Below are 24,832 nucleotides of genomic sequence, written 5' to 3'. Positions count from 1 at the left end.
TGGCTATTTTGTTAGGAATTATGTCCCAGCCTCTGAATACTTGCTATTAAGTATTAGAAACCAAATACTTTACCTAATACACTTGCACCACTTGATACAATGTCAACAATACTTGTACCTAATTTTGTCCAATCTTGGCTTTGTGCTGCGTCTACTGTATTTTTAATTGCTTCTACTAATTTAGTCATTTGAATTTCTCCATTCTTTTTTTATTTTTAAATGTTATTACATTAGAATCCTAAGTATTTACCTAGAATGCTTACACCATTTGATACGATATCAACAATGCTTGTACCTAATTTTGTCCAGTCTTGGTTAATTCCTGCGTCTACTGTATTTTTGATTGCATCGAATAATTTTTCCATGTTAATAACCCCTTTATACGTAATTAATAATTAATTAAAATCCGAATACTTTACTTAAGATACCTACACCACTTGATACGATGTCAACAATACTTGTACCTAATTTTGTCCAGTCGTGGTTAATTCCTGCGTCTACTGTATTTTTGATTGCGTCGAATAATTTTTCCATGTTTGTTATCTCCTTTGTACTATTTATAATTATCTTTAAATTAGAAACCTAAATATTTACTAACTAAACCTACACCGTTTTCTACGATACCAACAATACTTGTACCTAATTTTGTCCAATCACCATTAATACCTGCAGTTACTGTATCTTTAATTGCGTTAAATAAACCTTCCATTTCATACACTCCTTAGAAATTAATTGGTAAAATTCTAAAACGATAGGTTACTGTATTGCTTGCTTTGTTTTGTTTAACTATCGTTTTGTTATCTTTACTATAAAGGGTTTATTTAGATAGTTGTGTCATTTTCCGTAACTTATACTTAAATCATCAAAACTGTGCAATTTAAAAATTTATATTTACAGTTAGGAATTCAAATATGTCTATCTCGTCAAAGTTTTTTAGATTATAAAAATAAAATAATTAAAAATATTTAATACATAATTATATGATATAATCCAAAAGTGTATATTTTCATTATATTTATTCTAGTAAATTTAATTAAATGGTTATAAGGTGGTGATATTAAAAGTAATTCCTACGTAAAATGTGAATAAAAGGACTGTGTTATTAATAATTACTAATTGAGTGAACGAACGGAGAATACATATGAAAAAATATTTCATTTTATTATTTAGTAGTTTTTTAATATTAAGTGCATGTGATAATGATTTTTCTTTAACTGGTGATAATAAAAAAGAACAGAATGATACCAACAATAAAAAAGAGAAAGAAGATAAGCATATTTCAAAATCAGATAAGAATTCTATAGAACATAATGACAAAACTATCCAAAATCAAAATACTGAAAATACAAGTAATGAACAGAAGTCAAACGAAGAAAGAGATTCAAAAGATACCATAGAAGATGTTTCATCTCAAAATAATAATCAAATTGATTTCTCTAATATTAAAGATAGAAGTACATTAGAATCAATTATTTATGGAAATTATAGTGAAGAACAAAAGATACAAGCTTACAATAGTGCAGTTGCAAATGGAATTATTCCACAAGGAAATGTAATGGAAGGTCCTGCTAGTGTAGCGTATCAAAGTTCACTTAGAGTTGAAAATGGTCAAGAAAAATCAATTTATGACCGACCAAATGAGTCAGATGTTTCAGTAGATGATGAAAATGCAACTCCGGATCCTAATGCTGAAATCAATGCAGCAGAAACTGAAGATGAGTATTATGATGCACTCAGAAAAAAATATAATGGCGGTCTTTCATCTGGAGAACTTCAAACAAAACATGCAATTGAGCAAGGTTACTACGAAGGTGATGACGCTGAAGAAGTCTATCAAAACATTAAAGAACAAGAAGCTGACATAGCAGCTGGAAAATGGGATAAATATAATAATTAAATTCTTGAAGCAAGTCATCATAGTGAGTTTAAAATAGATAAGCAAAAACCCCGTAACCACAATGGTTAACGGGGTTTATTAGCGTCCTGGGAGGGATTCGAACCCCCGACCGATGGCTTAGAAGGCCATTGCTCTATCCAGCTGAGCTACCAGGACATTATTTTTTAACACAAGTATTATTATATCTAAAGAAATCTTATTTAGCAATAGCTTTAATATAAAAAAAGTTTATATTTTCCACTAATTACGTATAATTGCAACTAATCACATACTTTCTTCGTTGCTATTTAGTTAAACTAAATAGCTAAATGTTTGGTATCAAATTTGAAATTAGCTAGGACTAGACTATCTTGCATTGTAGTCCTAGCCCTTTTAATAGTTAATTAATTTCAAATTCTATTGATTGTATGACTTGATGATCTCTATTTCTAAAATTCAGCGTAGCTTTTTTACTTTCATCCTCTATAAGTAGTTCTGCGTATGTTTCTTCTATATTACTACGCGACTGTGAAATACTACCAGGATTTATAATATGGACGTCGCCTAATTTTTCATATTTAGCTATATGTGTATGCCCATAAAACGCAAATTGACAACCAAGAGATTGTGCTTTTTCAGCCAAACGCATACGTGTTTGATTTACACCATAAAGATGACCGTGGGTGTATAATGCTTTAACACTGTTCTTTTCAATGATGTCTTCATTTGGAAATTCAGGATAAAAGTCACAATTACCTTTTACACGTTGATACAAGCTTAATTCAGTATCATTATATTTAAATTCAGAATCTCCTAAATGTAAGCATATATCTGCGTCTTTATGATAGTCGTATAATTGATACAGAATTCCAGATTCAGTGTGATTATCACTTACAATTAACCATTTAGACATTATTTTTCACGCTCCAAAAATTCATTTAAAGCTTTAATTGCATTTCCACGATGACTCACATCGCTTTTTTCTTCTGTAGTTAATTCAGCCATTGTTTTGTTCTTCTCTGGAAGATAAAAAATAGGATCATATCCGAATCCATGATCACCTTTACGTTCTGTTGTAATTTCTCCTGATACAGTTCCTTTGAACATATGTGTTGGTTCATTTGGCGTACTCATGCTAATGACACATACAAATTGTGCCTTTCTATTTGTCTCACCTTCTAACTTTTTAAGTACTTTATCAATATTTGACTCATCATTTTTCTCAAGACCAGCATAACGTGCAGAATATACACCAGGCTCACCATTTAGAGCATATACTTCTAGACCACTATCATCGGCAATCACTCTTTTATTGAGTGCTTTAGCTGCCGCTTCAGATTTTAATCGTGCATTTTCTTCAAAGGTAGTGCCTGTTTCTTCAACATCAAAGTCCTTTATAATTTCTGAAATGCCAATAACATTATCATTTGGAAAAATAGCTTTAAAATCATTTATTTTACCTTTGTTGTTAGAAGCTATAACAATGTCTGCCACTTAAATCTTCCTTTCACTTCTGTTTTAAATTTAATCTACTTTTATACGTTCAACTTCTACATCTAATTTCAGCCATTGAGAAATGATATGTTTAATATGAACCGTATCACCTGTTGCAAAAAATCGATGTTTTGGATGTTGCGTATAGCTTGCATGTTCATTACTAAACGTAAGTAATGCACTTACTTCACGTGCAGTTTCAAGCCCAGAAGAAATAACTTTTTTATTTCCACCAAAATAATCATTAATAGGTTTATATAATAATGGATAGTGCGTACAGCCTAAAATAACAGTATCGGCATCTGTGTTACGCCAATGTTTTAAAGTCTGATGTATTACAATACTAGTTATTGTAGGGTCATCATAACGCATTTGTTCAACGAGTGGTACGAAACCTGGACATGCTACCCCATATACTTCGACATTTGGGTTTATTCTTTTAATATGATGGCGGTAAGCTTCTGATTTAATCGTGCCCTCAGTACCTAAAATTAAAACTTTTTGATTTTTTGTAGTCATAATAGCGGTTCTAGCACCAGGTTCAATGACTCCAATAACTGGAATTGGTAATAACTGCTGTAAATGTTCTAACGCCACTGCAGTTGCAGTATTACAAGCAATGACTAACATTTTTATATCAAATTCCATCAGTTTATTAGCAAGTTGCGTCGTAAAAGTTTTTACTTCTTCTCCAGGTCTTGGACCGTATGGACACCTTGCGATATCGCCTAAATAATATATTGTCTCATTAGGAAGTTGTCGCATAATTTCTTTAGCTACAGTTAGTCCTCCAACTCCAGAGTCTATGACACCAATGGGTTTATTCATTTACATTCATCCTTATAATACATAATACGTTTATTTTACCATAGACAAACCTAATCATTCATTAATTGATATTTTTGCTCATTTTTATTTTACTCAATAAACATTTATATCCGTATTGAATTCCCCATTAATAAAAACCAGCAAAGTTTTTACTTTGCTGGCAAATATGTCATATTTAATTTACTTGATGATCAGAACCAAAGAATGATTTAAACATATGGAATGATGTTTCACGGTTCATTGCTGCAATTGACGTTGTTAACGGAATACCTTTTGGACATGCATTAACACAGTTTTGAGAATTACCACATTCTTGTAAACCACCTTCACCCATTAAAGCATTCAGCCGTTCATCTTTAGTCATTGAACCAGTTGGATGTAGATCAAATAAACGTACTTGTGAAATAGCTTGTGCACCAATAAATTTATTATTACGTGTTACATTAGGACACACTTCTAAACATACACCGCACGTCATACATTTTGATAATTCATATGCTGTTTGACGTTTCTTTTCTGGAATACGTGGACCTGGTCCTAAATCATACGTACCATCAATTGGAATCCAAGCCTTCATACGTTTTAAGTTATCAAACATTCTTGTACGATCGACTTGTAAATCACGAATGACTGGGAATGTACTCATAGGTTCCAAACGAATCGGCTGTTCTAATTGGTCAACAATTGCTGAACAGGCTTGACGTGCACGACCATTAATAACCATTGAACAAGCACCACATACTTCTTCTAAGCAGTTCATATCCCATACTACTGGCGTTGTTTTTTCTCCTTTACTATTCACAGGGTTGCGTCTTATTTCCATTAAACAAGCAATCACGTTTAAATTCTCTTTATAAGGAATTTCAAATGTTTCTTCATACGATTTTGCTTCTTGGTTATCTTGACGTTTAACAATTAATTTAACTGTTTTTTGCGTGTGTTTTTCTTCTTTATGTGTTGTTTCTTGATTATGTTGTTCATCTGTATGACGTAATTCTTCTGGAGTTTCTTTTACTGATTGATTGTTAGCCATCATTTTTTACCTCCTTTAGATTTACTTGTATAGTCACGTTTACGTGGTGGAATTAAACTGATATCGACAGGTTCATATGTGAATTTAGGTGCTTCATATTCACCTTGATATTCAGCTAAAGTTGTTTTTAACCATTCATCGTCATTACGATCTGGGAATTCTGGTTTATAATGTGCGCCACGAGATTCATTACGGTTATACGCACCAATTGTTATGACACGTGCTAGTTGCAACATGTTCCATAATTGACGTGTAAAGAATACAGCTTGGTTACTCCAAGTTTGTGTATCTTCCATATCAATATTTTGATAACGTTCCATTAACTCAACAATTTTTTTATCCGTTTCTAATAATTTGTCATTTTCACGTACTACTGTAACGTTCGCTGTCATAATTTCGCCTAATTCACGGTGAAGTTTATAAGCATTTTCAGTACCACGTATATTAAGTAATTCGTCGAAACGTTTTTGTTCTTCATCTACACGTTTTTGATAAATACTGTCATCTAACTCAGTATATGATGTTTCGATATTTTCAACGTATTTAATTGCATTTGGACCTGCTACTGTACCGCCGTAAATCGCTGATAATAACGAGTTAGCACCTAAACGGTTACCGCCATGTTGAGAGAAATCACATTCTCCTGCAGCAAATAACCCTTTAATAGTTGTCATTTGATCATAATCTACATATAATCCACCCATTGAATAATGTACTGCTGGGAATATTTTCATAGGTACTTTACGTGGATCATCACCAGTGAATTTTTCATAAATCTCAATAATACCACCTAATTTAACATCTAATTCATGTGGATCTTTATGAGATAAATCAAGATACACCATATTTTCACCATTAATACCTAATTTTTGATTGATACATACATCAAAGATTTCACGTGTTGCAATATCACGTGGTACTAAGTTACCATAATCAGGATACTTTTCTTCTAAGAAGTACCATGGTTTTCCATCTTTATAAGTCCAAATTCGACCACCTTCACCACGTGCTGATTCACTCATTAAACGTAATTTATCATCACCTGGAATTGCCGTAGGATGTATTTGAATAAATTCTCCATTTGCATATTTAGCGCCTTGTTGGTATACGATAGATGCAGCTGATCCAGTATTAATCATTGAATTCGTTGTTTTACCAAAAATAATACCCGGACCACCTGAAGCCATAATAACAGCATCAGAACCGAAAGATTTAATTTCAGAAGTAGTTAAATTTTGAGCAACAATACCCCTTGCTGCATTTTCATCATCTTTAACTAATCCTAAAAATTCCCATCCTTCATACTTAGTAACTAAACCATCAACTTCAAAAGAACGAACTTGTTCATCTAAAGCGTAAAGTAATTGTTGTCCTGTAGTTGCACCAGCATATGCTGTTCTATGATGAAGTGTACCTCCGAAACGTCTAAAGTCTAACAATCCTTCATTTGTTCTATTAAACATAACGCCCATACGATCTAATAAATGGATAATTTTTGGTGCAGCTTCAGTCATTGCTTTGACTGGTGGTTGGTTCGCTAAAAAATCTCCACCGTATACTGTATCGTCAAAATGAATCCATGGTGAATCTCCTTCACCTTTAGTATTTACCGCACCATTAATACCACCTTGGGCACATACAGAGTGCGAACGTTTAACAGGTACAATTGAGAATAAGTCCACATGTGCACCTTGTTCTGCAGCTTTAATTGTTGACATCAGCCCCGCAAGGCCACCTCCGACAACAATAATTTTTTTCTCTGCCATAGAATTGTCACTCCCCTAAAATATATCTGAAACTAACCTATTGATTCCTTTTATAACTATGCTTTTTTTACTTTCATTTTTTATGCAAAAGCTAAAATTGCAGTCACACCTATGTATGACAGAATTAAGAAAATAATTAATGAAACCCATGTGAAAATACGTTGTGATTTTTTAGATTGTAAAAATCCCCAAGTCACTAAGAATGACCAAATACCATTAGAAAAATGGAAAATGACAGCAATAACACAAATAATGTATACGATAACCCAAATTGGATTTTGTAACGTTTGATGCATCATGTCATAACTGATTTCTTTACCAAAGAAAAGTTTTTGTAAACGTGTTTGCCATAGGTGTACAAAGATGAATACGAAAGCAATAATCCCTGTTAACCTTTGTAGCGCAAACATCCAGTTTCTAAATAATGAATAATGGCCGATATTTTCTTTAGCAGTAAAAGCAATATGAATACCATATAGTCCATGATATAAAATTGGAATGTAAATCAAAATAAGTTCAGTTACTAATAAAAATGGTAAAGATTCCATAAAGCCTGCAGCCTTATTAAAAGCCTCAGCTCCTTGAGTCGCTTGGTGGTTAATCATTAAATGAACAATTAAAAACGCACCAATCGGAATAATCCCTAGTAGTGAATGAAGACGTCTAAGATAAAATTCATTTTTAGACTTAGCCAAAAGGAGTCCCCCCTGTTATAAAACATAATAAATTTAAATAGCTTCTTTTTAAGATAGTACTATAAACGCATTTACTATTTTATTTAGTACTCGTATGCATAAAAATATAATAGTTATAATGATTGTAAATTTTCTGAAAATTAAACAAATCAAACATCTACTTTTTATTAGTTTGAGTATTATTATTTTTCATAACTACAAGTATGTCTTAAAAAAGTAAATATAATTAAAAACAAGACGAATAAATGAGATATACAAGTATTACATGATAATTGTGTAACTACTATAAAATGATAATATTTCTTATTTAGAAAACGCTTCCATACTTTCTTAAAAAAATAAGCCTTTTGTTAACTATATTGTAACATTCTTTCTAAATGTATGGGGTATGAAATTCAAAGTCATACCCCTTTTTTTGAAATTAATCTTCTTTTAAAGCATATTGTAGATTTTCAGCTACCTTTTTAGGTAATCCTGCAGCTTTTAAATCTTCTATACTAGCTTCTTTCATTTTTTTAATAGAACCAAATGTTCTTAATAATTTTGTTTTTCGTTTACTTCCTATACCCTCTACTGTATCAAGAACAGATTGTAATCCAGTTTTTTGTCTAGTTTGACGATGGAATGTTATCGCAAAACGATGTACTTCATCTTGGATTCTATGAAGCAAATAAAAGGCTTGACTATTTTTCTTTAGAGGTACAACCTCAGCATTTGTACCGTATAATAATTCAGATGTTTGGTGTTTATCATTTTTTCTTAATCCAGCAACAGGAATATCTAAACCCAGTTCATTTTCTAGTACATCTATGACGCCAGACATATGTCCTTTACCACCATCAACGATAATAAGATCTGGTAATGGAAGACCTTCATTAAGTACACGCGTATAACGACGACGTACAACTTCTCTCATCGACTTATAATCATCAGGACCTTTCACAGTCTTAATTTTGTATTTACGATATCCTTTTTTATCCGGTTTACCATCCACAAATGTTACCATTGCCGAAACAGGATCAACACCTTGGATATTTGAGTTATCAAATGCTTCAATTCTTATCGGTGTTTGAATGCCCATTCTTTCACCAAGTTCTTCGATAGCTTTTATCGTTCTAGATTCGTCTTTAGCGATTAATTGAAATTTATTTTCTAGTGCAACTTCAGCATTATGATTAGCTAAATCAACCATTTCTTTCTTTGTTCCACGCGCAGGTAGAACAATTTTTGTATCAACCACAGAGTGAATGATATCTTTATCTAAATTTTTCGGTACATGTACTTCTTTAGGTAAAATATGTTGATTTAAGCTGTAGAATTGTCCAATGAATGTATAAAATTCTTCTTCTTCTGTTTGTTGTAGAGGAATCATTGTTGCATCACGTTGAATCATATTTCCTTGTCTAATAAAGAATACTTGAATACACATCCAACCTTTAGAAACACTATATCCAAAAACATCTCTAATTGTATTATCTGAAGACATAATTTTTTGTTTTTTAGTTAAATTATGAATATGTTGAATTAAATCTCTATATTCTTTAGCACGTTCAAAATCTAACTTCTCACTAGCATCTAGCATGCGTGTTTCAAGATTATGAAGAATTGTTTTATCTTCTCCATTTAAAAAGTCAGTAATTTCACGTGTCATTTGTGCATATTTTTGTTGATCTACATCATACACACATGGTCCCATGCACTGACCGATATGATAATATAGACACAATTTATCAGGCATTTTATCACATTTTCTAAAAGGATAAATACGATCTAATAATTTTTTAGTTTCCTGTGCTGAATATGCATTAGGATAAGGTCCAAAATATTTTCCTGTACCTTTTTTTACTGTACGTGTCACAAGTAAACGAGGATGTTTTTCTTTAGTAATCTTTATAAAAGGATAACTTTTATCATCTTTTAATAAAATATTGTAGCGAGGTTGATATTGTTTGATCAAATTCAACTCAAGTAATAATGATTCTGTCTCACTTGAAGTTACAATAAATTCGAAGTTACGAATTTCACTTACAAGACGTGTAGTTTTTGCATCATGTGCACCAGTAAAATAAGAACGTAGTCGATTTCGTAATCGTTTTGCTTTACCTACATAAATAATTTGGTCATTTCGATCTTTCATTAAATAACAGCCTGGTTCAAATGGGACGACACTTAATTTATCTCTAATTTTTTCTTCGTAGTCGGTCATCCGTCTCCTCCTTTCTATTAACTTGACGTTCACATAAAAAAGACGGAGCGATTACATAACATGTAATGCCCCATTCTTTTATAATTGTACTAAATATTATAGATGTTTATCTAAAACTTCTGCTAAGTTTTCTTTAGGTTGGAAACCTACTACTTTATCTACTGCTTCTCCATCTTTAAATACGATTAAAGTTGGGATGCTCATTACTTCATATTTAGCAGCAGTAGATGGATTTTCATCTACATCTAATTTTAAGATGTCTGCTTTACCATCATAGTCTCCAGCTAATTCTTCTAACACAGGGGCGATCATTTTACAAGGTCCACACCAAGTTGCCCAAAAATCTACTAATTTAACACCTGATTGAATGTTTTCATCAAAATTTGAATCTGTAACTTTTACGATTGCCATAATTGCCAATCCTCCTTAAATATTAAATGATGAGCAAATTATAACAGACTTTCCATATATCTGCATTGCTCTTGCTCATCTTTATCACTATTTATTAATCTTGTCATAAACTTGTGTTAAGATTAAACGCTTGCTTTATTGTACGTCAAATTTTAAAAAAATCAACATTCTAGTTTTATATTATTTAAGTTCTGCTACTGTAACACCAAATCCGCCTTCACTTGGCAGTCCACCACGAAAAGATTGAACACTTTTATGTTTTTTTAAATGATTTTGAACTGCTTTTTGAAGTGCACCTGTACCTTTACCATGAATAATATAAACCTGTTCATAGTTACTTAATACAGCTTGGTCAATATATTGATCTAAAGCTCCAACCGCTTCTTCATAACGATAGCCTCTTAAGTCTAATTCTGTTTTAATAGTTTGACGATTTTGGCGTGTCACCATTTTCGTTGGTTTTTCTTTTTTCTTTTTCGTTTTTTCTAAATCTTCAATAGGTAACTTCATTTTGATAATACCCATTTGAACTACAGCTTCATTTTCTCCGCTTAATTCTAATACTTCGCCTTTTTGGCCATAAGATAATACTTTAACTTCATCGCCAGCATGAATATCATCCCATTTTTGTTTTTTTACATTTTGTTTTAAGGATTTAGCTTCATATTGATCTTCTAAATGTTTTTTCTTATCTATTAATTCATGTTCTTTAACGTCGGCCCCTTTTTTATCTCGCATTTCTCTTAAATCTTTTAGAATGTCATCTGCTTTTTTTGTAGCTGATTTAATGCGCTGATTTGCTTTATCTTTAGCTTCATCCATTAATTTTTGTTCATAATTTTTATATTGTTGATACTGACGTTCCAAATCATCATGCGTCGTTCGTGCTTCTCTCAATAATTTTTCAAGCTCAATACGTTGTTCATCCACACGTTTAGAGTTTTTCTCTAATGATTCTATCATTGAATTAATTTCTTGTTCGTCTGTACCAATCATTGTTTTAGCCTTATTAATGATGTTTAATCCTAAACCTAATTTTTTAGAAATATCAAAGGCATTGGAACGTCCAGGAACACCCATTAATAATTTGTAAGTCGGACTTAATGTATTCACATCAAACTCAACACTTGCATTCATAACGCCTTCACGATTATAACTATAAGCTTTAAGCTCTGGATAATGTGTCGTTGCCATAACTAGTGAACCAATCTCCCTCACATGATCGAGAATACTCATAGCTAAAGCTGCACCTTCACTCGGATCGGTTCCAGCACCTAATTCATCAAATAAAACAAGACTATTTTTATCCGTTTCTTTCAAAATTTCTACAATATTTTTCATATGTGATGAAAACGTAGATAGCGATTGTTCAATCGATTGTTCATCACCTATATCACAATATACGTTTTCAAATACACTCAATTGACTACCATCTAATGTAGGAATGAGTAACCCGGATTGAGCCATCACAATGATAAGTCCTAACGTTTTTAAAGTGACAGTTTTACCACCTGTGTTAGGTCCCGTAATAATAACCGTTTCAATATCATCAATAAATTCAATTGTATTTGCTACGACTGTATCTTTATTCAATAAAGGATGATAAGCATTAGGTAAATAAACCGTTCTTTCCTTATAAAAAGTAGGTTTTGTCCCTTTAATTGATCGTGCATAGCGCGCTTTAGCCGTTAAGAAATCAATTTGACCCATAACCGACTCTGCCACTAAACAATTATCATCATCAGCAGCTACGAAACCTGTTAATTCTGTTAATATACGTTCACGTTCTACTGCTTCATCATTTCTTAATCGACTAATTTGATTATTCATTTCAACAATAGAAGATGGTTCAATATAAAGGGTTTGTCCAGAAGCTGATTGATCATGCACAATCCCTTTAAAATCTTGTCGATATTCTGCTTTTACCGGTATCACATTGCGATCATTTCGCACTGTAATAATGGCATCTGAAAGTTTCTTTTGATTAGCTTGACTTTTAACAATACGATCTAAATTTTGTCTAATGCGTTGAGTCGTACTTGATATTTTGCTTCGAATACCTTGCAATTCATAACTTGCATTATCATATAAATCGTAAGCATCACATTTTTCATTTATTTCTTGATATAAATCAGTAAGTACAGGTAGTTGATTCATTCTTTCATTTAAAATTGGATACTTTACGACGCCTTCATCTTCTTCAAGCAGTTGATTATAAAATGTTTTAAATTGATTTTGTACTTGTATCAACCGCTTAATTACATTTAATTCGGTAACATTAAGCACTCCACCAATTTTAGCACGGTGAATTAATGGTGATACTTTTGATAAACCACTTAAACTAGGTAAACGATGTTTATTATAAATTTGTGATATTTCATCTGTCTCATTCATTTGAAATTCTACAGTTTCAAAATCAGTTGCTGGAGACATTTTAGACACTTTTTCACGTCCTAAATCACTTATCGTTTCAGAAGCTACAAATGATTTGATTTTATCAAACTCTAAGACGTCTAATGTTTTTTGTCTCATACAATCCCTCTATTTCTGTAATTTAATATTATTATTAATAAAGTTTTTAAAAGCGTCACGCGTCATTGTATTAATCACTCTATCTTTATTTACAAATCCTTTTTGCGCAGTAGCTACGCCATATTTCATAAAATCAAGATGATCCACATGATGAGCATCTGTATTAATTGTTAATTTAATATTTGGATATTTTTTTACAGTGGCAGCATTTAAATCTAATCGTTTTGGATTAGCATTAATTTCCATTACCGTTTGTGTTTCTTCTGCAAGTTGCATCAACTGTTCTATATTAGGTTGATACCCTTCACGTCGCTCAATAATACGACCAGTTGGATGTGCAATATGTCTAACATAAGGATTACGACATGCATGTTCTAGGCGTTGCATAATCTCTTCTTCAGATTGATTGAAACTTTGATGAATAGTTGCAATAACATAGTCAAGTTGCGATAGTATATCATCCTCATAATCTAATGATCCATCAGGTAAAATATCCATCTCTGTACCTGAGTAAATATCTATTTCTGTGTATTCTTCATTCAAATTTTTTATTTCTTCATTTTGACGTAATAATCGTTCAACTTGTAATCCATGCGCAACTTTTAAACTCTTTGAATGATCCGTAATGACCATGTATTCATAGCCTTTTTTAATGTTTGCTTCAATCATCTCTCGTATAGAAAAAGCGCCGTCACTATACGTTGTATGCATATGAAGATCACCTTTAATATCATCTAATGTAATGATTGAATTTAAATCACGATCAAACTCACTGCCATCTTCACGCATTGCTGGAGCAATCCAATGTCTACCGAAGTGTTGGTAAATTTCATCTTCACTTTGGAATTGGAGTAACGTTCCATCTTGTTGTTCGATACCATACTCACTCACTTTTTCATTTTGTGCTTTAGCAAGTTGTCTAATGCGAATGTTATGATCTTTGGAACCTGTAAAGTGCTGTAAGGTATGATAAAAGGCTTCTGGTTCAACAAGTCTAAAATCTACACCAATCGTTTCATCATCATATTCCAATTCAAGTGACACTTTCGTTTCTCCAACTGCGACTTCTTTCACTTTATTTGGAATATTTAAAAGGTGTTGTTGTACATGAAGAAGGTGTCGTGTACTAATAATATAGTCTAAATCTTTACTTACTTCTTTATAACGACGGAAACTACCTGCTTCAGAATAATGCTCAACTTCTTCTAATTGTTCTAGATAAGTCATAATATCTTTATTTAAATGTCGCATCAAATCAATAGGATAATGATCTTTTTTAGCTCCTAGTGCTTTTACTGCTTCAAGTATGTTTTGTTCCGTTTTTTTAGCAAATCCACTTAGTTCACTAACTTTTCCCGCTTCACAAGCTTCTTGAAGATGTTCTTTATCTGTAATATTTAACTCTTTATACAACTTTGCAATTTTTTTACTACCTAAACCTTGAATTTTCATTAAAGGAATTAATCCTTCAGGAACTAAACGTTGCAATTCTTTTAAAGTTGATGAGGTACCTGTTTCTCGATATTCGCTAATGACCTCTCCTACCCCTTTTCCAATTCCTTTTAATTCAGTAACATCTTTTATTTCATCTAAAGAACGTTCATCTATTTCAAGACTTTGTGCTGCTTTACGATAAGCAGATACTTTAAACGTATTTTCTCCATTCAATTCCATATATATAGCAATTTTTTCTAGTAGTTGAATTACATCTTTCTTTGTCATTACATTCACTCCATAAAAAGAGACCAGGAGGTTTATATCCATCACCTAGTCCTGACCTTTTATCTTTTTTTATTTATAAATTTAGTATATAAGATGATAAAAACGGCATCTTAAATAGAATAATATGGCTTAAATAACCGTGTTTTAAACTTTCTTGAATCCATTCATTAGGATATAAAGATACTAAATATAAAACAAGTTGCAGTACAATCACACTGGCAATACTACCTAATAAGCTTCCCAATATTCGACTTGTAACATGAATATTATGATATGACACTATATTATCAAAAGTTACAATAATAAGATATAAAAGCAACTTACTTATAAAAGCAATACATAAAAATGCCACAATAGTATCAAAACGTTGTTGTACATCATGATATTGAAATGCGAAGTGCGTATCAAAAGCAACTGTTTTAGGAAATGGAACAAAAACAATCATTTGTTTTGATATATATTGGTAAAAACGATGCGCAATGAATAGTGAGACAAGCGTAGACGACAAATGAAGACTATTCAGCCAAAGGCCTCTTCTAAAACCAATTATCATATACATCAAAATAATAAGTATCATTACTAAATCTATAGTCATTTAGCTATCCTGTTGTTTTAATTCATAAATCATTTGTTTTAATATTTCGTTTTCTTCTTCCAATTTCACTTTTTCGTCCATGATATTCACTGCAGTTAAAATTGCTTTTCTTGTTGTATCTAATCCTGCTGATTTACGTCCTAATAATCTTAGCTGTTCATCTACTAAATGTGCTACATAACGTATGTGTTCAGGATCATCGTCACCGATAATCGTAAAATTTTGATCATTGATCGATACATTAATACGATTTTTAAATTCTCCCATTGTATTAACTCCTGACTTTTGATAATATTTTAAATTTCTTTGACTAATGTTTTGTTGAGTGAATAAGTAGATTATTATTATTATACATGAGCGTCTCTTATTTGTAATTATAGATTTAAAATACTATTTATTTATACCACTAAACCTACGTTTTTATCTTCATTATGTTAAAGTATATCTATTAGAATTTTAAAAGAGAGGTTTAAACATTTTATGGGAAATGTAGTACATAAATTAACTAATCAAGATATTGAGCAACTTTTGAACCAAATTAACTTTAGTACATCCAATTTACCTAATGGAATGAAAGCAAGAACCAAATATCATGACACTGTCATTAGTATTTACAATTCTGGTAAAGTTATGTTTCAAGGAAAACATGCTGAACATATAGCGCGTCAATTTTGTACTACTGATTCTGTAACTAATTCAAAATCTTCAAAGGCAGATGATTTACATAATATAACATATAATGATTATAACTGTATTGGTAGTGATGAAGCGGGAAGTGGCGATTATTTTGGTCCATTAACGGTTTGTGCTGCTTTTGTATCTAAAGAGCATATAGATATTTTAAGAACGCTAGGCGTAGATGATTCGAAAAAATTAACAGACACTAAAATTATAGAACTTGCAGAACAACTGATTACCTTTATTCCTCATTCATTACTTACATTAAACAATACTAAATATAATGAAAGACAAGCACTAGGTTGGTCTCAAGTAAAAATGAAAGCAGTCCTTCATAATGAAGCGATAAAAAATGTAACTAACAAGATAGATACTAAAGCATTAGACTACATTGTCATTGACCAATTTGCAGAACGTAACGTCTACAAGCGTTATGCTCTAAGCGACTTACCTTTTCCAAATCAAACAAAATTTGAAACAAAGGGAGAATCTAAATCCCTTGCTATTGCAGCAGCAAGTATCATTTCTCGCTATGCTTTTATTAAGCACATGGATTCAATATCAAAAATGATGCATTTTGATATTCCAAAAGGCGCGAGTCATAAAGTAGATTTAATCGCTGCTCAAATTATTGAAAAATATAATATTAGTAAGTTAGATTCTATTTCAAAAAAACATTTTAAAAATCGTGATAAAGCATGGACGTTGGTTAATAAAAAGTATCAATAAAGAACATTTTAGAATGCTATACGATGATGTCTAAATTCATCAAATTCAGTATCGAGAATTGTTTCAACACTTTTATTTACATATCGTGACACATCGTTTGCGGGAACAAGTGCTGAAGTTTCTATCGGTCAAGTAAGTTGAGTCATGTTAGAATCTTTATACATAAGGTACCTCGTTAATTTAATGAAGTTTATTAAATTATACGAAAGGACCTTATTTTTTAAAAGTATTTCAATGTAAAATTACATAAAAAAAGCATTTTAGCGCGACTCTTGATAAAATAGGATACGCTAAAGACTACAGACTAAATTTATTCCCTAATAAAGCGAACCAACTATACAAAGTATTGTAAATAATGAAACCAGTAAATGACTTTATAATAAACTCATTTACTGGCTATTTTTTTAGGATGTATATCCCAATCTCTTCTTTAATTTATTATCGAATTGTAGCGCCTTTAGCTTTTAATGCTTCTAAAATTTTATCATGCACTTTAGAAACACGTTCATCTGTAAGTGTATTTTCAGTATCTAAATAATTTAAACGAATGGCTACTGATTTTTTACCTTCTTCCAAGTGTTCACCTTCATACACATCAAATACAAGTGTATTTTTTAGAATGTCTTCACCATTCTCATGAATAATGTCTAATAATTCTGATGAAGGCATGTCACGTTTTACTTCCATAGCGATATCTCTTGACACACCAGGGAATTTTGGAATTGGTTCATAATTAATGTAACCTACAGCTACTTGCATCATTGCATCATAGTCTAATTCAAATACATATGTGCGTTTAAGATCATTTTCAGCTGCTAATTGAGGATGTAATTCTCCTACAAATCCTATCTCTTTACCTTCTAATGAAACAATCGCAGTTCTACCTGGATGAAGGCCTTTTATTTCGCCAGCTTTATAAGTGAAACCTAAATTTAATTTTTCAGCAATTCGATCGACTACACCTTTAGCAATAAAGAAATCAATCTCTTCTTTTTTACCTTGCCAAGTATTAACTACATATTCTCCAGTTAGAATACCACTTAAATATTCGATTTCATCCGGTAATTCATCTTTGCCGTTACCAAAGAACACACGTCCAATTTCATATAATCTTACATTTTTATTTTTACGTGCTACGTTATAAGTTGTTGCTTCGATTAAATGTGGTAATAAGCTTTGACGTAATGTAGAATGCGCTTCACTCATTGGCATAAGTAGACTAATTGTAGGACGTTCTTGTAATGCAAAATCTTTGGCATGGTCTTTAGACACAAGTGAATATGTGATGGCTTGATTTAATCCTGCACCTTCGAGTGTTTCTTTTACCGTACGCGTTTTATATTGACGATCTGTCAATTTTCCACTAGTTACATCATCAAACACTGGTAAAGTTGAAGGAATATTATCATATCCGTATATTCTTGCTATTTCTTCAATTAAATCTTCCTTAATTGAAATATCTTTACGACGTGAAGGTACATATACTGTTAAAGTATCGGCATTTTGAATCGTTTTAAATCCTAATTGTTCGAAAATAGCTTTAATCTCATCATTTGATAAATTAAAACCAATTGTTTGATTTACTTTTTCCGCAGTAATATCAATTGGCGTAACAAGTGAACCTAAATCTCCTTGTGCCACTCTATCTTTTAATACTTCACCAGAAGCATAATGTTCAAGTAAATAACAAGCTCTATCGACTGCTTCATTAACAAATTCTGTTGCAATACCTTTTTCAAAACGACTTGAAGACTCACTACGTAAATTCAAACGACGTGATGTGTGACGGATAGATACAGGGTCAAAAATCGCACCTTCTACTACGACATTCATTGTTTGATCAGTCACTTCTGAAAAATCTCCACCCATAACACCAGCTAATGCAATAGGTTCTTTACCATTTGTGATAACGATATCTGTATCAATAAGCGTTCTTTCAGTATCGTCTAATGTTGTCATTGTTTCATTTTCATTCGCTTGACGTACAACGATATCTTTAGAACCCATATGGTCTTGATCAAACATATGAAGTGGTTGACCATATTCAAGTAATACATAGTTAGAAATATCAACTACATTATTAATTGGACGGATACCAGCTTTAATTAAACGTGCTTGCATCCAGATAGGTGATGGTGCAATTCTCACATTTTTAACAACTCTTGCACTGTAATAAGGAACTTTTTCAGGATTATCAACAGTCACTGATAACTCATCTGTTGCTGAAGTTTCAGTTTCGTTAAGCGTTGTGTTTGGTTTAGTCATTTCAGTTTGATATAATGCTGCAACTTCATATGCAGTTCCCACCATACTTAAAGCGTCTGCACGGTTAGGTGTTAAATCAAATTCCATAATTTGATCATTAAGATATAATGCGTCTAATGCATCAGTTCCCGGTGTCACTTCACTAGGAAATACGAAAATTCCATTTTCATAGTCTTTTGGTACAACATTACTTGAGACACCAATTTCTTGTAAGGAACAAATCATACCTTCCGAACGTTCTCCGCGTAATTTGGCACGTTTTATTTTAATACCTCCAGGTAAACGTCCACCTACTTTAGCCACAATCACATATTGATTTTCATCAACATTAGGTGCCCCACAAACAATTTGAACAAGTTCTTCTTCACCTATATCAACTTGACAGATATTCAATTTATCTGCATCTGGATGTTTTTCTTTAGATGTTACATATCCTACTACTACATTTTTAATATCTTTTGAGTAATCTATAATATCTGCTACTTCAATACCCGTACGTGTAATACGCTCAGCTAAGTCTTTAGAAGGTACACCAGCATCTACGTAATCTTTTAACCATTCATTTGAAATCAACATTATGCTTCACCTCTATCTTCTACAGCTTTAAATTGATTAAGGAATCTCACATCATTTGTATAGAAATGACGAATGTCTTCGATTCCGTATTTTAACATTGCTATACGATCTGGCCCCATACCGAATGCAAAGCCAGAATATTCATTTGAATCAAAACCGGCCATTTCTAGAACATTAGGATGTACCATACCTGCACCTAAGATTTCAATCCATCCAGTATGTTTACATACATTACATCCTTTACCTTTACATTTGAAACAAGAGACGTCTACTTCCACTGATGGCTCTGTGAATGGGAAATAACTTGGTCGTAATCGAATTTCACGATCAGCACCAAATAATTTTTTAGCTACTAACTCTAACGTTCCTTTCAAATCACTCATTTTGATATGTTTATCTACTACTAAACCTTCAATTTGTGTAAATTGATGACTATGTGTAGCATCATCTGAATCTCGTCGATACACTTTCCCAGGACAAATAATTTTTACTGGTCCTTGACCGTGACGTTTTTCCATTGTACGTGCTTGCACTGGAGACGTGTGCGTACGCATTAAAATCTCATCTGTAATATAAAAACTATCTTGCATATCTCGGGCTGGATGTGATTTAGGAAGGTTTAAAGCTTCAAAATTATAATAATCTTGTTCTACTTCGTATCCATCAACAATTTCATATCCTAATCCTAGGAATAAATCTTCAATTTCTTCAACCGTTCTAGTTAATGGATGTTTTGAGCCAATATTAATTTGGCGACTAGGTAATGTAACATCAATTGTTTCCTCAGCAAGTTGTTGGTTTAACTTTTCATTTTTTAATAATTCTTGTTTTTCTTCAAGTTCATTTTGAATTGCTTGTCTTAACTCATTTACTTTTTGTCCATAAGCTGGCTTTTCTTCATTTGGTAAATCTTTCATATTTTTCATTAAACCACTTACAGAGCCTTTTTTTCCTAGATACTTTACTTTGACATCTTGTAAAGCACGTTCATCTTGCGCTTCGTTAATATCTACTAAAGCTTGTTGTCTTAATTCTGTCATTGAATCATTTTGAGTCATGACTTACACCTCATACTTTCTATTTATCATAAAATTTACTTTATTAAATTAAAAAAAGACTTTCATCCCTAAATAACTGGGACGAAAGCCTTCCGTGGTACCACCCAAATTTATGCCTAAGCATACACTTGTTAGCATTGTTAACGAAGATGCACTCCGACTTAAATTTCTTTAAGTAACCAAAAAGGTGAAAAAAACTAATGTAAATTGAAGTAAGTTTCAGTCACGCTTACTTTCCCTGTGCAATTAATCATTTAGTTTACGTCTTTTTATCGGTTTATATTTATCTTTAATAAACATATTATTTTAATTTTGTATACAATTAAGTATAGTCGATTTTAAATCAAAAGGTCAACCTTTCAAATGATAAAGCAAAATACTTCCAGCAATCGCCACGTTTAAACTTTCCGCTTTGCCGTATATAGGTATAATAAGATTCTGCGAGGTATGTGCTAATAATTCTTTATTAACACCTTCTCCTTCATTACCAAGTAATAAGGCAAATGTGTCTTGCGATTCGATGTTTTTATAGGACACAGCATTTTCTAAGGCTGTACCATATACTGGGCCATCAAATTGTTCAATAAATTTATTTAATTCTGTTGTGACAATAGGAATATGAAATACACTTCCTTGACTGGCTCTCATTACTTTATCTTGGTATGCGTCTGCTGTACCTTTTTCCATTACAATCATATCTATACCCGCAGCATCTGCTGTACGAATTAACGTGCCTAAGTTACCAGGATCTTGTATACGATCAAGTAATAACACTTGTTTCGCTTTTGAGATATCATGTTTAGGTTTTTCAATGACTGCAAAAAAACCTTGCGGTGTAATAGTCCCTGATAATGATTCAGCCACTTTCATATTAATTTCGTAAGCTTCTTTTGCATACTCTAAAAGTCTAGAATCTGTTCTTTCTGGCTCAATTACAAATAATTGTTTAATCATCATATTACTTTTAAATGCTTCATCAATTAAATGTATGCCTTCGATGAGAGCTAATCCTGTTTTATCGCGTTCTTTTTTCTTTTTAAGTTTATTTGCTAATTTAATTTTATTATTTTGTGTTGAAGTAATTTGTTCCATAATAGTCTCTCCAAATTATTTTTGATAGCAATGATATAAATTGAGATAATATAAAAAAAGAGTGGGATAGAATTCATAATGAATTCGTATTCCACCTTTTTTAAATAGATATAAATTATTTAGAAACGACTTCTTCACCATTGTAAGAACCACAGTTTTTACATACGCGGTGAGATAATTTGTACTCGCCACAGTTTGGGCATTCAGTCATACCAGGTACTGAAATTTTGAAATGAGTACGACGTTTATTTTTTCTAGTTTTAGACGTTCTTCTTTTTGGTACTGCCATGATATATCCTCCTTAATATTAAAACACATAATCTCAAGTATTCGGTCATTTAATTATTATACTATAAATTAAATTAACCTGCTATTACTCTTTATCATATAACTGTTGTAATTTTTGAAGCCTAGGATCAACTTGGCGTGTTTGGGAATCGTCGTTATCTTTAGAGTGCTCAAGCTCAAGCGCTTGTTCTTCATCAATAACTTCCCAACCGTTACCTTCTGTAAGCATTTGATCACTATTCTCAGAAAATGCACGCATTGGCTTCTCAATAATAACCAATTCTTTAGCAATATCTCGGATATTAATCATACCATCTGTAGCAAGATGATAATGTTCATCTTCATCTACTTCTTCATCGGTATAACTATTATAACCTTCTAAATCAAATATTTCGGAAGTTCTGACATCAAGTGGCACATCTACAGGCACTAATGTACGAGCACAAGGCATAGTATACGTACCAGTAACATGCATATCTGCTATCACTTCATTTGATTTTATGGTTAATTCACCTTCGATATTCATCTCTGATAAATCAATCAGACCTAAAGGTTCTATTAAATCGTCAAAGTTCGCCTTTTCATTGAATTCAAAAGGTTTACCTTGATATTTTCTCAATTGCGTTATTGACCATTTCATATGGCTTCACCTCTAACAAACACAAAATTTATTTTAACTTTACTATTATAAGTTGTCAAGATTTTTTCTTAACATCTTATTATCTGTTACAATACTAATAATGAATACTGAAAGGACGAATTGCAAATGAAAAGTGTTGGATTGATTACAGAGTATAATCCATTTCATAACGGTCATGCTTATCATGCGCAACAAGCTAAAGTACAGTCCGATGCAGAGATCTCTATTGCAATCATGAGTGGTAATTTCGTTATGAGAGGTGAACCTGCTATTTATAACAAATTCCTACGTACACAAATGGCACTTTCCAATGTCGATTTAGTTGTTGAGTTACCCCTTATCGCTAGTCTTTCTTCAAGTGATTATTTTGCACAAATAGCTGTTCAAGTTGCTCGTTATCTAGATGTTAATACTATTGCTTTTGGAAGTGAAACACCTGATATAACTCGCCTTAAAAACGTTGCAAATGAAATAATCAATTTAGAACATAGTTCAACTTTTAATCAAAAAGTAAAAGAAGGTAGTAATTATGCAAAAATTATAAATGATTTAATTAGCGATAATACTTTACTGAAAATGCCTAATAATATTTTAGCAATCACTTACTTAAAAGCTATACAACAATTTGCACCTCACATGAAAGGACTTGCTATCCAACGTGTGCATGCTCATCATCATGATGCGACAATTGAAACATCATCCTTTGCAAGTGGTTCTGCAATTAGGCAGTCGTTAATCACTCAAGAAACTCAGTGGACTACAGTTGTTCCCTCTTCAATTCAATCACTGTATACAACACCTCATTTAACTAAAGAGGATACATTTAGCTTGATTAAATATCATATCTTAAGTCATTCAATTCATGAAATGGCTCATATATACACTATATCTGAAGGACTAGAACATCGATTAAAAAAATATATCAATCAAGCCACTTCTTTTGAATCCTTTATGTCTTTACTGAAGACAAAACGCTTTACCTATACTCATTTACAACGCATACTTATGCAAATTCTTTTAAATGTAAAAAAAGAAGATTCTATTCAATCCATTTCAGCTGTAAGAATTTTAGGAATGAATCGTCGCGGACAAAGTTATCTCAAACAATTAAAAACCAAATTTCCAGAGCGTCAATTCATCACTAATATTAATAAAACATCTGCTCATTTTTTTAAAAATGAAATTAAATCTACCGATATTTATAACTTATTATCAGGTCAACAGAAAAATGATTTTAATACCCCTGTAATTAGATTAAATAATTGAATTAAAGCGTATGGAACATTTCATTTCTGTTCTATACGCTAATTTTTTAATCTTCAAATTTTTCTTTTAATGCTCTTTCAACATGCCTAGGTACGAAATCTGAAATATCTGCCTTATATTGAGCCACTTCTTTCACAACACTTGAACTGATAAATGAATAGTTTGTACTTGTCATCATATACATTGTTTCTACATTACTATTTAATTTTTTATTCATTGAAGTTAAACGTAATTCATATTCAAAATCACTCACTGCTCTTAAGCCACGAATAATTGTTTTAGCGCCTATTTTATCACAAAAATCGACAAGTAATCCATTAAAATTATGTACTTTCACATTTGGCAAATGTTTTACAGATTCACGTATTAATTCCATACGTTCTTCAATAGAAAATGTACCTGCTTTACTACTATTTTTTAATATACATACATGAAGTTCATCAAATCGATCAGAACTTCTTTCTATAATATCTAAATGCCCATAAGTAATAGGATCAAAACTACCTGGAATGACTGCTTTTGTCTTAGTCATTGTGTTCTCCTTTTTTTAATAACAAAGTATCTGTTAAACCGTAATGATATTGCTTAATTACTTCAAAATCATATGTATTGATTTTTTCTTGATTACTAAACTCACAAATGATAATACCATGTTCTTTTAATAAATTAAACTTAGAAATTTGATCTAGAGCCTTATCTATTAGCCCTTTATTATAAGGAGGGTCTAAAAAAATGAAATCAAATTGAATGTCTCTTTTATTGATAGCCTTTAACGCTCTATCTGCATTATTTTTATATACTTCAGATTGTTCCTCTAAATTTAATTGTTTCAAGTTAGCTTGGATCACTTTAACTGCTTTAAAGTTTTGGTCTACAAATATAACTTTATCCATACCTCTAGAAAGTGCTTCAATTCCTAAAGCACCACTACCAGCAAATAAGTCTAAACCTAAGCCGTATACTTCATGTAAACTGTTAAAAATACCTTCTTTAACTTTATCCATTGTTGGACGTGTATTACGTCCTTCTAAACTCTCTAGTGGTTTACTTTTATGTTTTCCAGCAATGACTCTCATTTTGAC

The 24,832-nt window shown here is 31.8% G+C and carries 26 protein-coding genes and 1 tRNA gene; 3 read left to right on the top strand and 24 right to left on the bottom strand.

What is annotated here, in order from left to right:
- Window positions 1-53: 53 nt before the first annotated feature.
- Genes HMPREF2629_RS09365 through HMPREF2629_RS09350 form a run of 4 tightly spaced genes read right to left on the bottom strand, consistent with a single transcriptional unit; the run spans window position 54 to window position 709 of the window.
- Complete coding sequence (locus HMPREF2629_RS09365; RefSeq protein ID WP_070647579.1) at window positions 54-188, bottom strand: beta-class phenol-soluble modulin; 135 nt, start codon at window positions 186-188, stop codon at window positions 54-56.
- Between the two features lie 42 nt (window positions 189-230).
- Entirely contained in the window at window positions 231-365 is a 135-nt protein-coding gene (locus tag HMPREF2629_RS09360) for a beta-class phenol-soluble modulin (protein ID WP_017174534.1), read from the bottom strand.
- A 34-nt stretch (window positions 366-399) separates the two neighbouring features.
- Entirely contained in the window at window positions 400-534 is a 135-nt protein-coding gene (locus HMPREF2629_RS09355; protein WP_070582771.1) for a beta-class phenol-soluble modulin, read from the bottom strand.
- Between the two features lie 40 nt (window positions 535-574).
- A complete protein-coding gene (locus HMPREF2629_RS09350; RefSeq protein ID WP_017174531.1) occupies window positions 575-709 on the bottom strand; it encodes a beta-class phenol-soluble modulin in 135 nt (44 codons plus the stop codon).
- A gap of 432 nt (window positions 710-1,141) precedes the next feature.
- Here HMPREF2629_RS09350 and HMPREF2629_RS09345 point away from each other — a divergent pair, with 432 nt between their 5' ends.
- Window positions 1,142-1,897, top strand: coding sequence for a hypothetical protein (locus HMPREF2629_RS09345; RefSeq protein WP_017174530.1), 756 nt, complete (start codon window positions 1,142-1,144; stop codon window positions 1,895-1,897).
- Between the two features lie 82 nt (window positions 1,898-1,979).
- Here the strand turns inward: HMPREF2629_RS09345 and HMPREF2629_RS09340 are convergent.
- The 13 genes from HMPREF2629_RS09340 to zapA all read right to left on the bottom strand — a co-directional run bounded on the left by HMPREF2629_RS09340 (window position 1,980) and on the right by zapA (window position 15,425).
- Window positions 1,980-2,053: transfer RNA gene (locus tag HMPREF2629_RS09340), tRNA-Arg, on the bottom strand.
- 223 nt (window positions 2,054-2,276) lie between these two features.
- A complete protein-coding gene (locus HMPREF2629_RS09335; RefSeq protein WP_017175710.1) occupies window positions 2,277-2,789 on the bottom strand; it encodes a YfcE family phosphodiesterase in 513 nt (170 codons plus the stop codon).
- The gene (locus HMPREF2629_RS09330; protein ID WP_017175711.1) at window positions 2,789-3,370 is read right to left on the bottom strand and encodes an XTP/dITP diphosphatase; all 582 of its coding nucleotides are present in this window, start codon (window positions 3,368-3,370) and stop codon (window positions 2,789-2,791) included. The genes HMPREF2629_RS09335 and HMPREF2629_RS09330 overlap by 1 nt, the downstream gene beginning before the upstream one ends.
- Window positions 3,371-3,400: 30 nt before the next feature.
- A complete protein-coding gene (gene racE / locus HMPREF2629_RS09325; RefSeq protein WP_002450014.1) occupies window positions 3,401-4,198 on the bottom strand; it encodes a glutamate racemase in 798 nt (265 codons plus the stop codon).
- Between the two features lie 175 nt (window positions 4,199-4,373).
- Window positions 4,374-5,231, bottom strand: a complete 858-nt coding sequence (gene sdhB / locus HMPREF2629_RS09320) for a succinate dehydrogenase iron-sulfur subunit (protein ID WP_029376803.1) — start codon at window positions 5,229-5,231, stop codon at window positions 4,374-4,376.
- On the bottom strand, window positions 5,231-6,997 hold the full coding sequence (sdhA, locus tag HMPREF2629_RS09315) for a succinate dehydrogenase flavoprotein subunit (protein WP_048762346.1): 1,767 nt from the start codon (window positions 6,995-6,997) through the stop codon (window positions 5,231-5,233). Before sdhA ends, sdhB begins: the two co-directional genes overlap by 1 nt.
- 80 nt (window positions 6,998-7,077) lie before the next feature.
- Entirely contained in the window at window positions 7,078-7,692 is a 615-nt protein-coding gene (locus tag HMPREF2629_RS09310) for a succinate dehydrogenase cytochrome b558 subunit (RefSeq protein WP_017175714.1), read from the bottom strand.
- Between the two features lie 421 nt (window positions 7,693-8,113).
- The gene (uvrC, locus tag HMPREF2629_RS09305) at window positions 8,114-9,898 is read right to left on the bottom strand and encodes an excinuclease ABC subunit UvrC (protein WP_049382514.1); all 1,785 of its coding nucleotides are present in this window, start codon (window positions 9,896-9,898) and stop codon (window positions 8,114-8,116) included.
- A gap of 96 nt (window positions 9,899-9,994) precedes the next feature.
- Complete coding sequence (gene trxA, locus HMPREF2629_RS09300; RefSeq protein WP_002449989.1) at window positions 9,995-10,309, bottom strand: thioredoxin; 315 nt, start codon at window positions 10,307-10,309, stop codon at window positions 9,995-9,997.
- A gap of 180 nt (window positions 10,310-10,489) precedes the next feature.
- Complete coding sequence (locus tag HMPREF2629_RS09295) at window positions 10,490-12,841, bottom strand: endonuclease MutS2 (protein WP_049382515.1); 2,352 nt, start codon at window positions 12,839-12,841, stop codon at window positions 10,490-10,492.
- 9 nt (window positions 12,842-12,850) lie between these two features.
- Complete coding sequence (gene polX / locus HMPREF2629_RS09290; RefSeq protein WP_049416187.1) at window positions 12,851-14,563, bottom strand: DNA polymerase/3'-5' exonuclease PolX; 1,713 nt, start codon at window positions 14,561-14,563, stop codon at window positions 12,851-12,853.
- 73 nt (window positions 14,564-14,636) lie between these two features.
- Window positions 14,637-15,158 (bottom strand): CvpA family protein, encoded by a 522-nt coding sequence (locus HMPREF2629_RS09285; RefSeq protein ID WP_017175718.1) that lies wholly within the window; start codon window positions 15,156-15,158, stop codon window positions 14,637-14,639.
- Window positions 15,159-15,425, bottom strand: coding sequence for a cell division protein ZapA (gene zapA, locus HMPREF2629_RS09280; RefSeq protein ID WP_017175719.1), 267 nt, complete (start codon window positions 15,423-15,425; stop codon window positions 15,159-15,161).
- Between the two features lie 213 nt (window positions 15,426-15,638).
- On the opposite strand from zapA, the gene rnhC reads away from it, so the two are divergent.
- Window positions 15,639-16,565 (top strand): ribonuclease HIII, encoded by a 927-nt coding sequence (gene rnhC / locus HMPREF2629_RS09275; protein ID WP_017175720.1) that lies wholly within the window; start codon window positions 15,639-15,641, stop codon window positions 16,563-16,565.
- Between the two features lie 438 nt (window positions 16,566-17,003).
- Here rnhC and pheT read toward each other — a convergent pair whose 3' ends face one another.
- The 5 genes from pheT to HMPREF2629_RS09250 form a co-directional block, all read right to left on the bottom strand.
- Window positions 17,004-19,406, bottom strand: coding sequence for a phenylalanine--tRNA ligase subunit beta (pheT, locus tag HMPREF2629_RS09270; RefSeq protein WP_070813318.1), 2,403 nt, complete (start codon window positions 19,404-19,406; stop codon window positions 17,004-17,006).
- Window positions 19,406-20,464 carry a phenylalanine--tRNA ligase subunit alpha gene (gene pheS, locus HMPREF2629_RS09265; protein WP_017175722.1) on the bottom strand — a complete coding sequence of 353 codons (1,059 nt, stop codon included), beginning with the start codon at window positions 20,462-20,464 and terminating at the stop codon, window positions 19,406-19,408. Before pheS ends, pheT begins: the two co-directional genes overlap by 1 nt.
- A gap of 351 nt (window positions 20,465-20,815) precedes the next feature.
- On the bottom strand, window positions 20,816-21,556 hold the full coding sequence (locus HMPREF2629_RS09260) for a TrmH family RNA methyltransferase (protein WP_017175723.1): 741 nt from the start codon (window positions 21,554-21,556) through the stop codon (window positions 20,816-20,818).
- Window positions 21,557-21,671: 115 nt separating this feature from the next.
- Window positions 21,672-21,845 carry a 50S ribosomal protein L32 gene (gene rpmF / locus HMPREF2629_RS09255; protein ID WP_001830121.1) on the bottom strand — a complete coding sequence of 58 codons (174 nt, stop codon included), beginning with the start codon at window positions 21,843-21,845 and terminating at the stop codon, window positions 21,672-21,674.
- Window positions 21,846-21,929: 84 nt separating this feature from the next.
- The gene (locus HMPREF2629_RS09250; RefSeq protein ID WP_017175724.1) at window positions 21,930-22,484 is read right to left on the bottom strand and encodes a YceD family protein; all 555 of its coding nucleotides are present in this window, start codon (window positions 22,482-22,484) and stop codon (window positions 21,930-21,932) included.
- A 126-nt stretch (window positions 22,485-22,610) separates the two neighbouring features.
- Here HMPREF2629_RS09250 and HMPREF2629_RS09245 point away from each other — a divergent pair, with 126 nt between their 5' ends.
- On the top strand, window positions 22,611-23,750 hold the full coding sequence (locus tag HMPREF2629_RS09245) for a nucleotidyltransferase (RefSeq protein ID WP_019835747.1): 1,140 nt from the start codon (window positions 22,611-22,613) through the stop codon (window positions 23,748-23,750).
- A 46-nt stretch (window positions 23,751-23,796) separates the two neighbouring features.
- Here HMPREF2629_RS09245 and coaD read toward each other — a convergent pair whose 3' ends face one another.
- Window positions 23,797-24,282, bottom strand: a complete 486-nt coding sequence (coaD, locus tag HMPREF2629_RS09240) for a pantetheine-phosphate adenylyltransferase (protein ID WP_017175726.1) — start codon at window positions 24,280-24,282, stop codon at window positions 23,797-23,799.
- Window positions 24,275-24,826, bottom strand: a complete 552-nt coding sequence (gene rsmD, locus HMPREF2629_RS09235) for a 16S rRNA (guanine(966)-N(2))-methyltransferase RsmD (protein WP_002450015.1) — start codon at window positions 24,824-24,826, stop codon at window positions 24,275-24,277. Before rsmD ends, coaD begins: the two co-directional genes overlap by 8 nt.
- Between the last annotated feature and the right edge of the window lie 6 nt (window positions 24,827-24,832).

The sequence above is a fragment of the Staphylococcus sp. HMSC034C12 genome (genome assembly GCF_001835895.1).
Classification (GTDB): Bacteria; Bacillota; Bacilli; order Staphylococcales; family Staphylococcaceae; genus Staphylococcus; species Staphylococcus hominis.
This window is presented reverse-complemented; position numbering and strand designations above follow the sequence as displayed.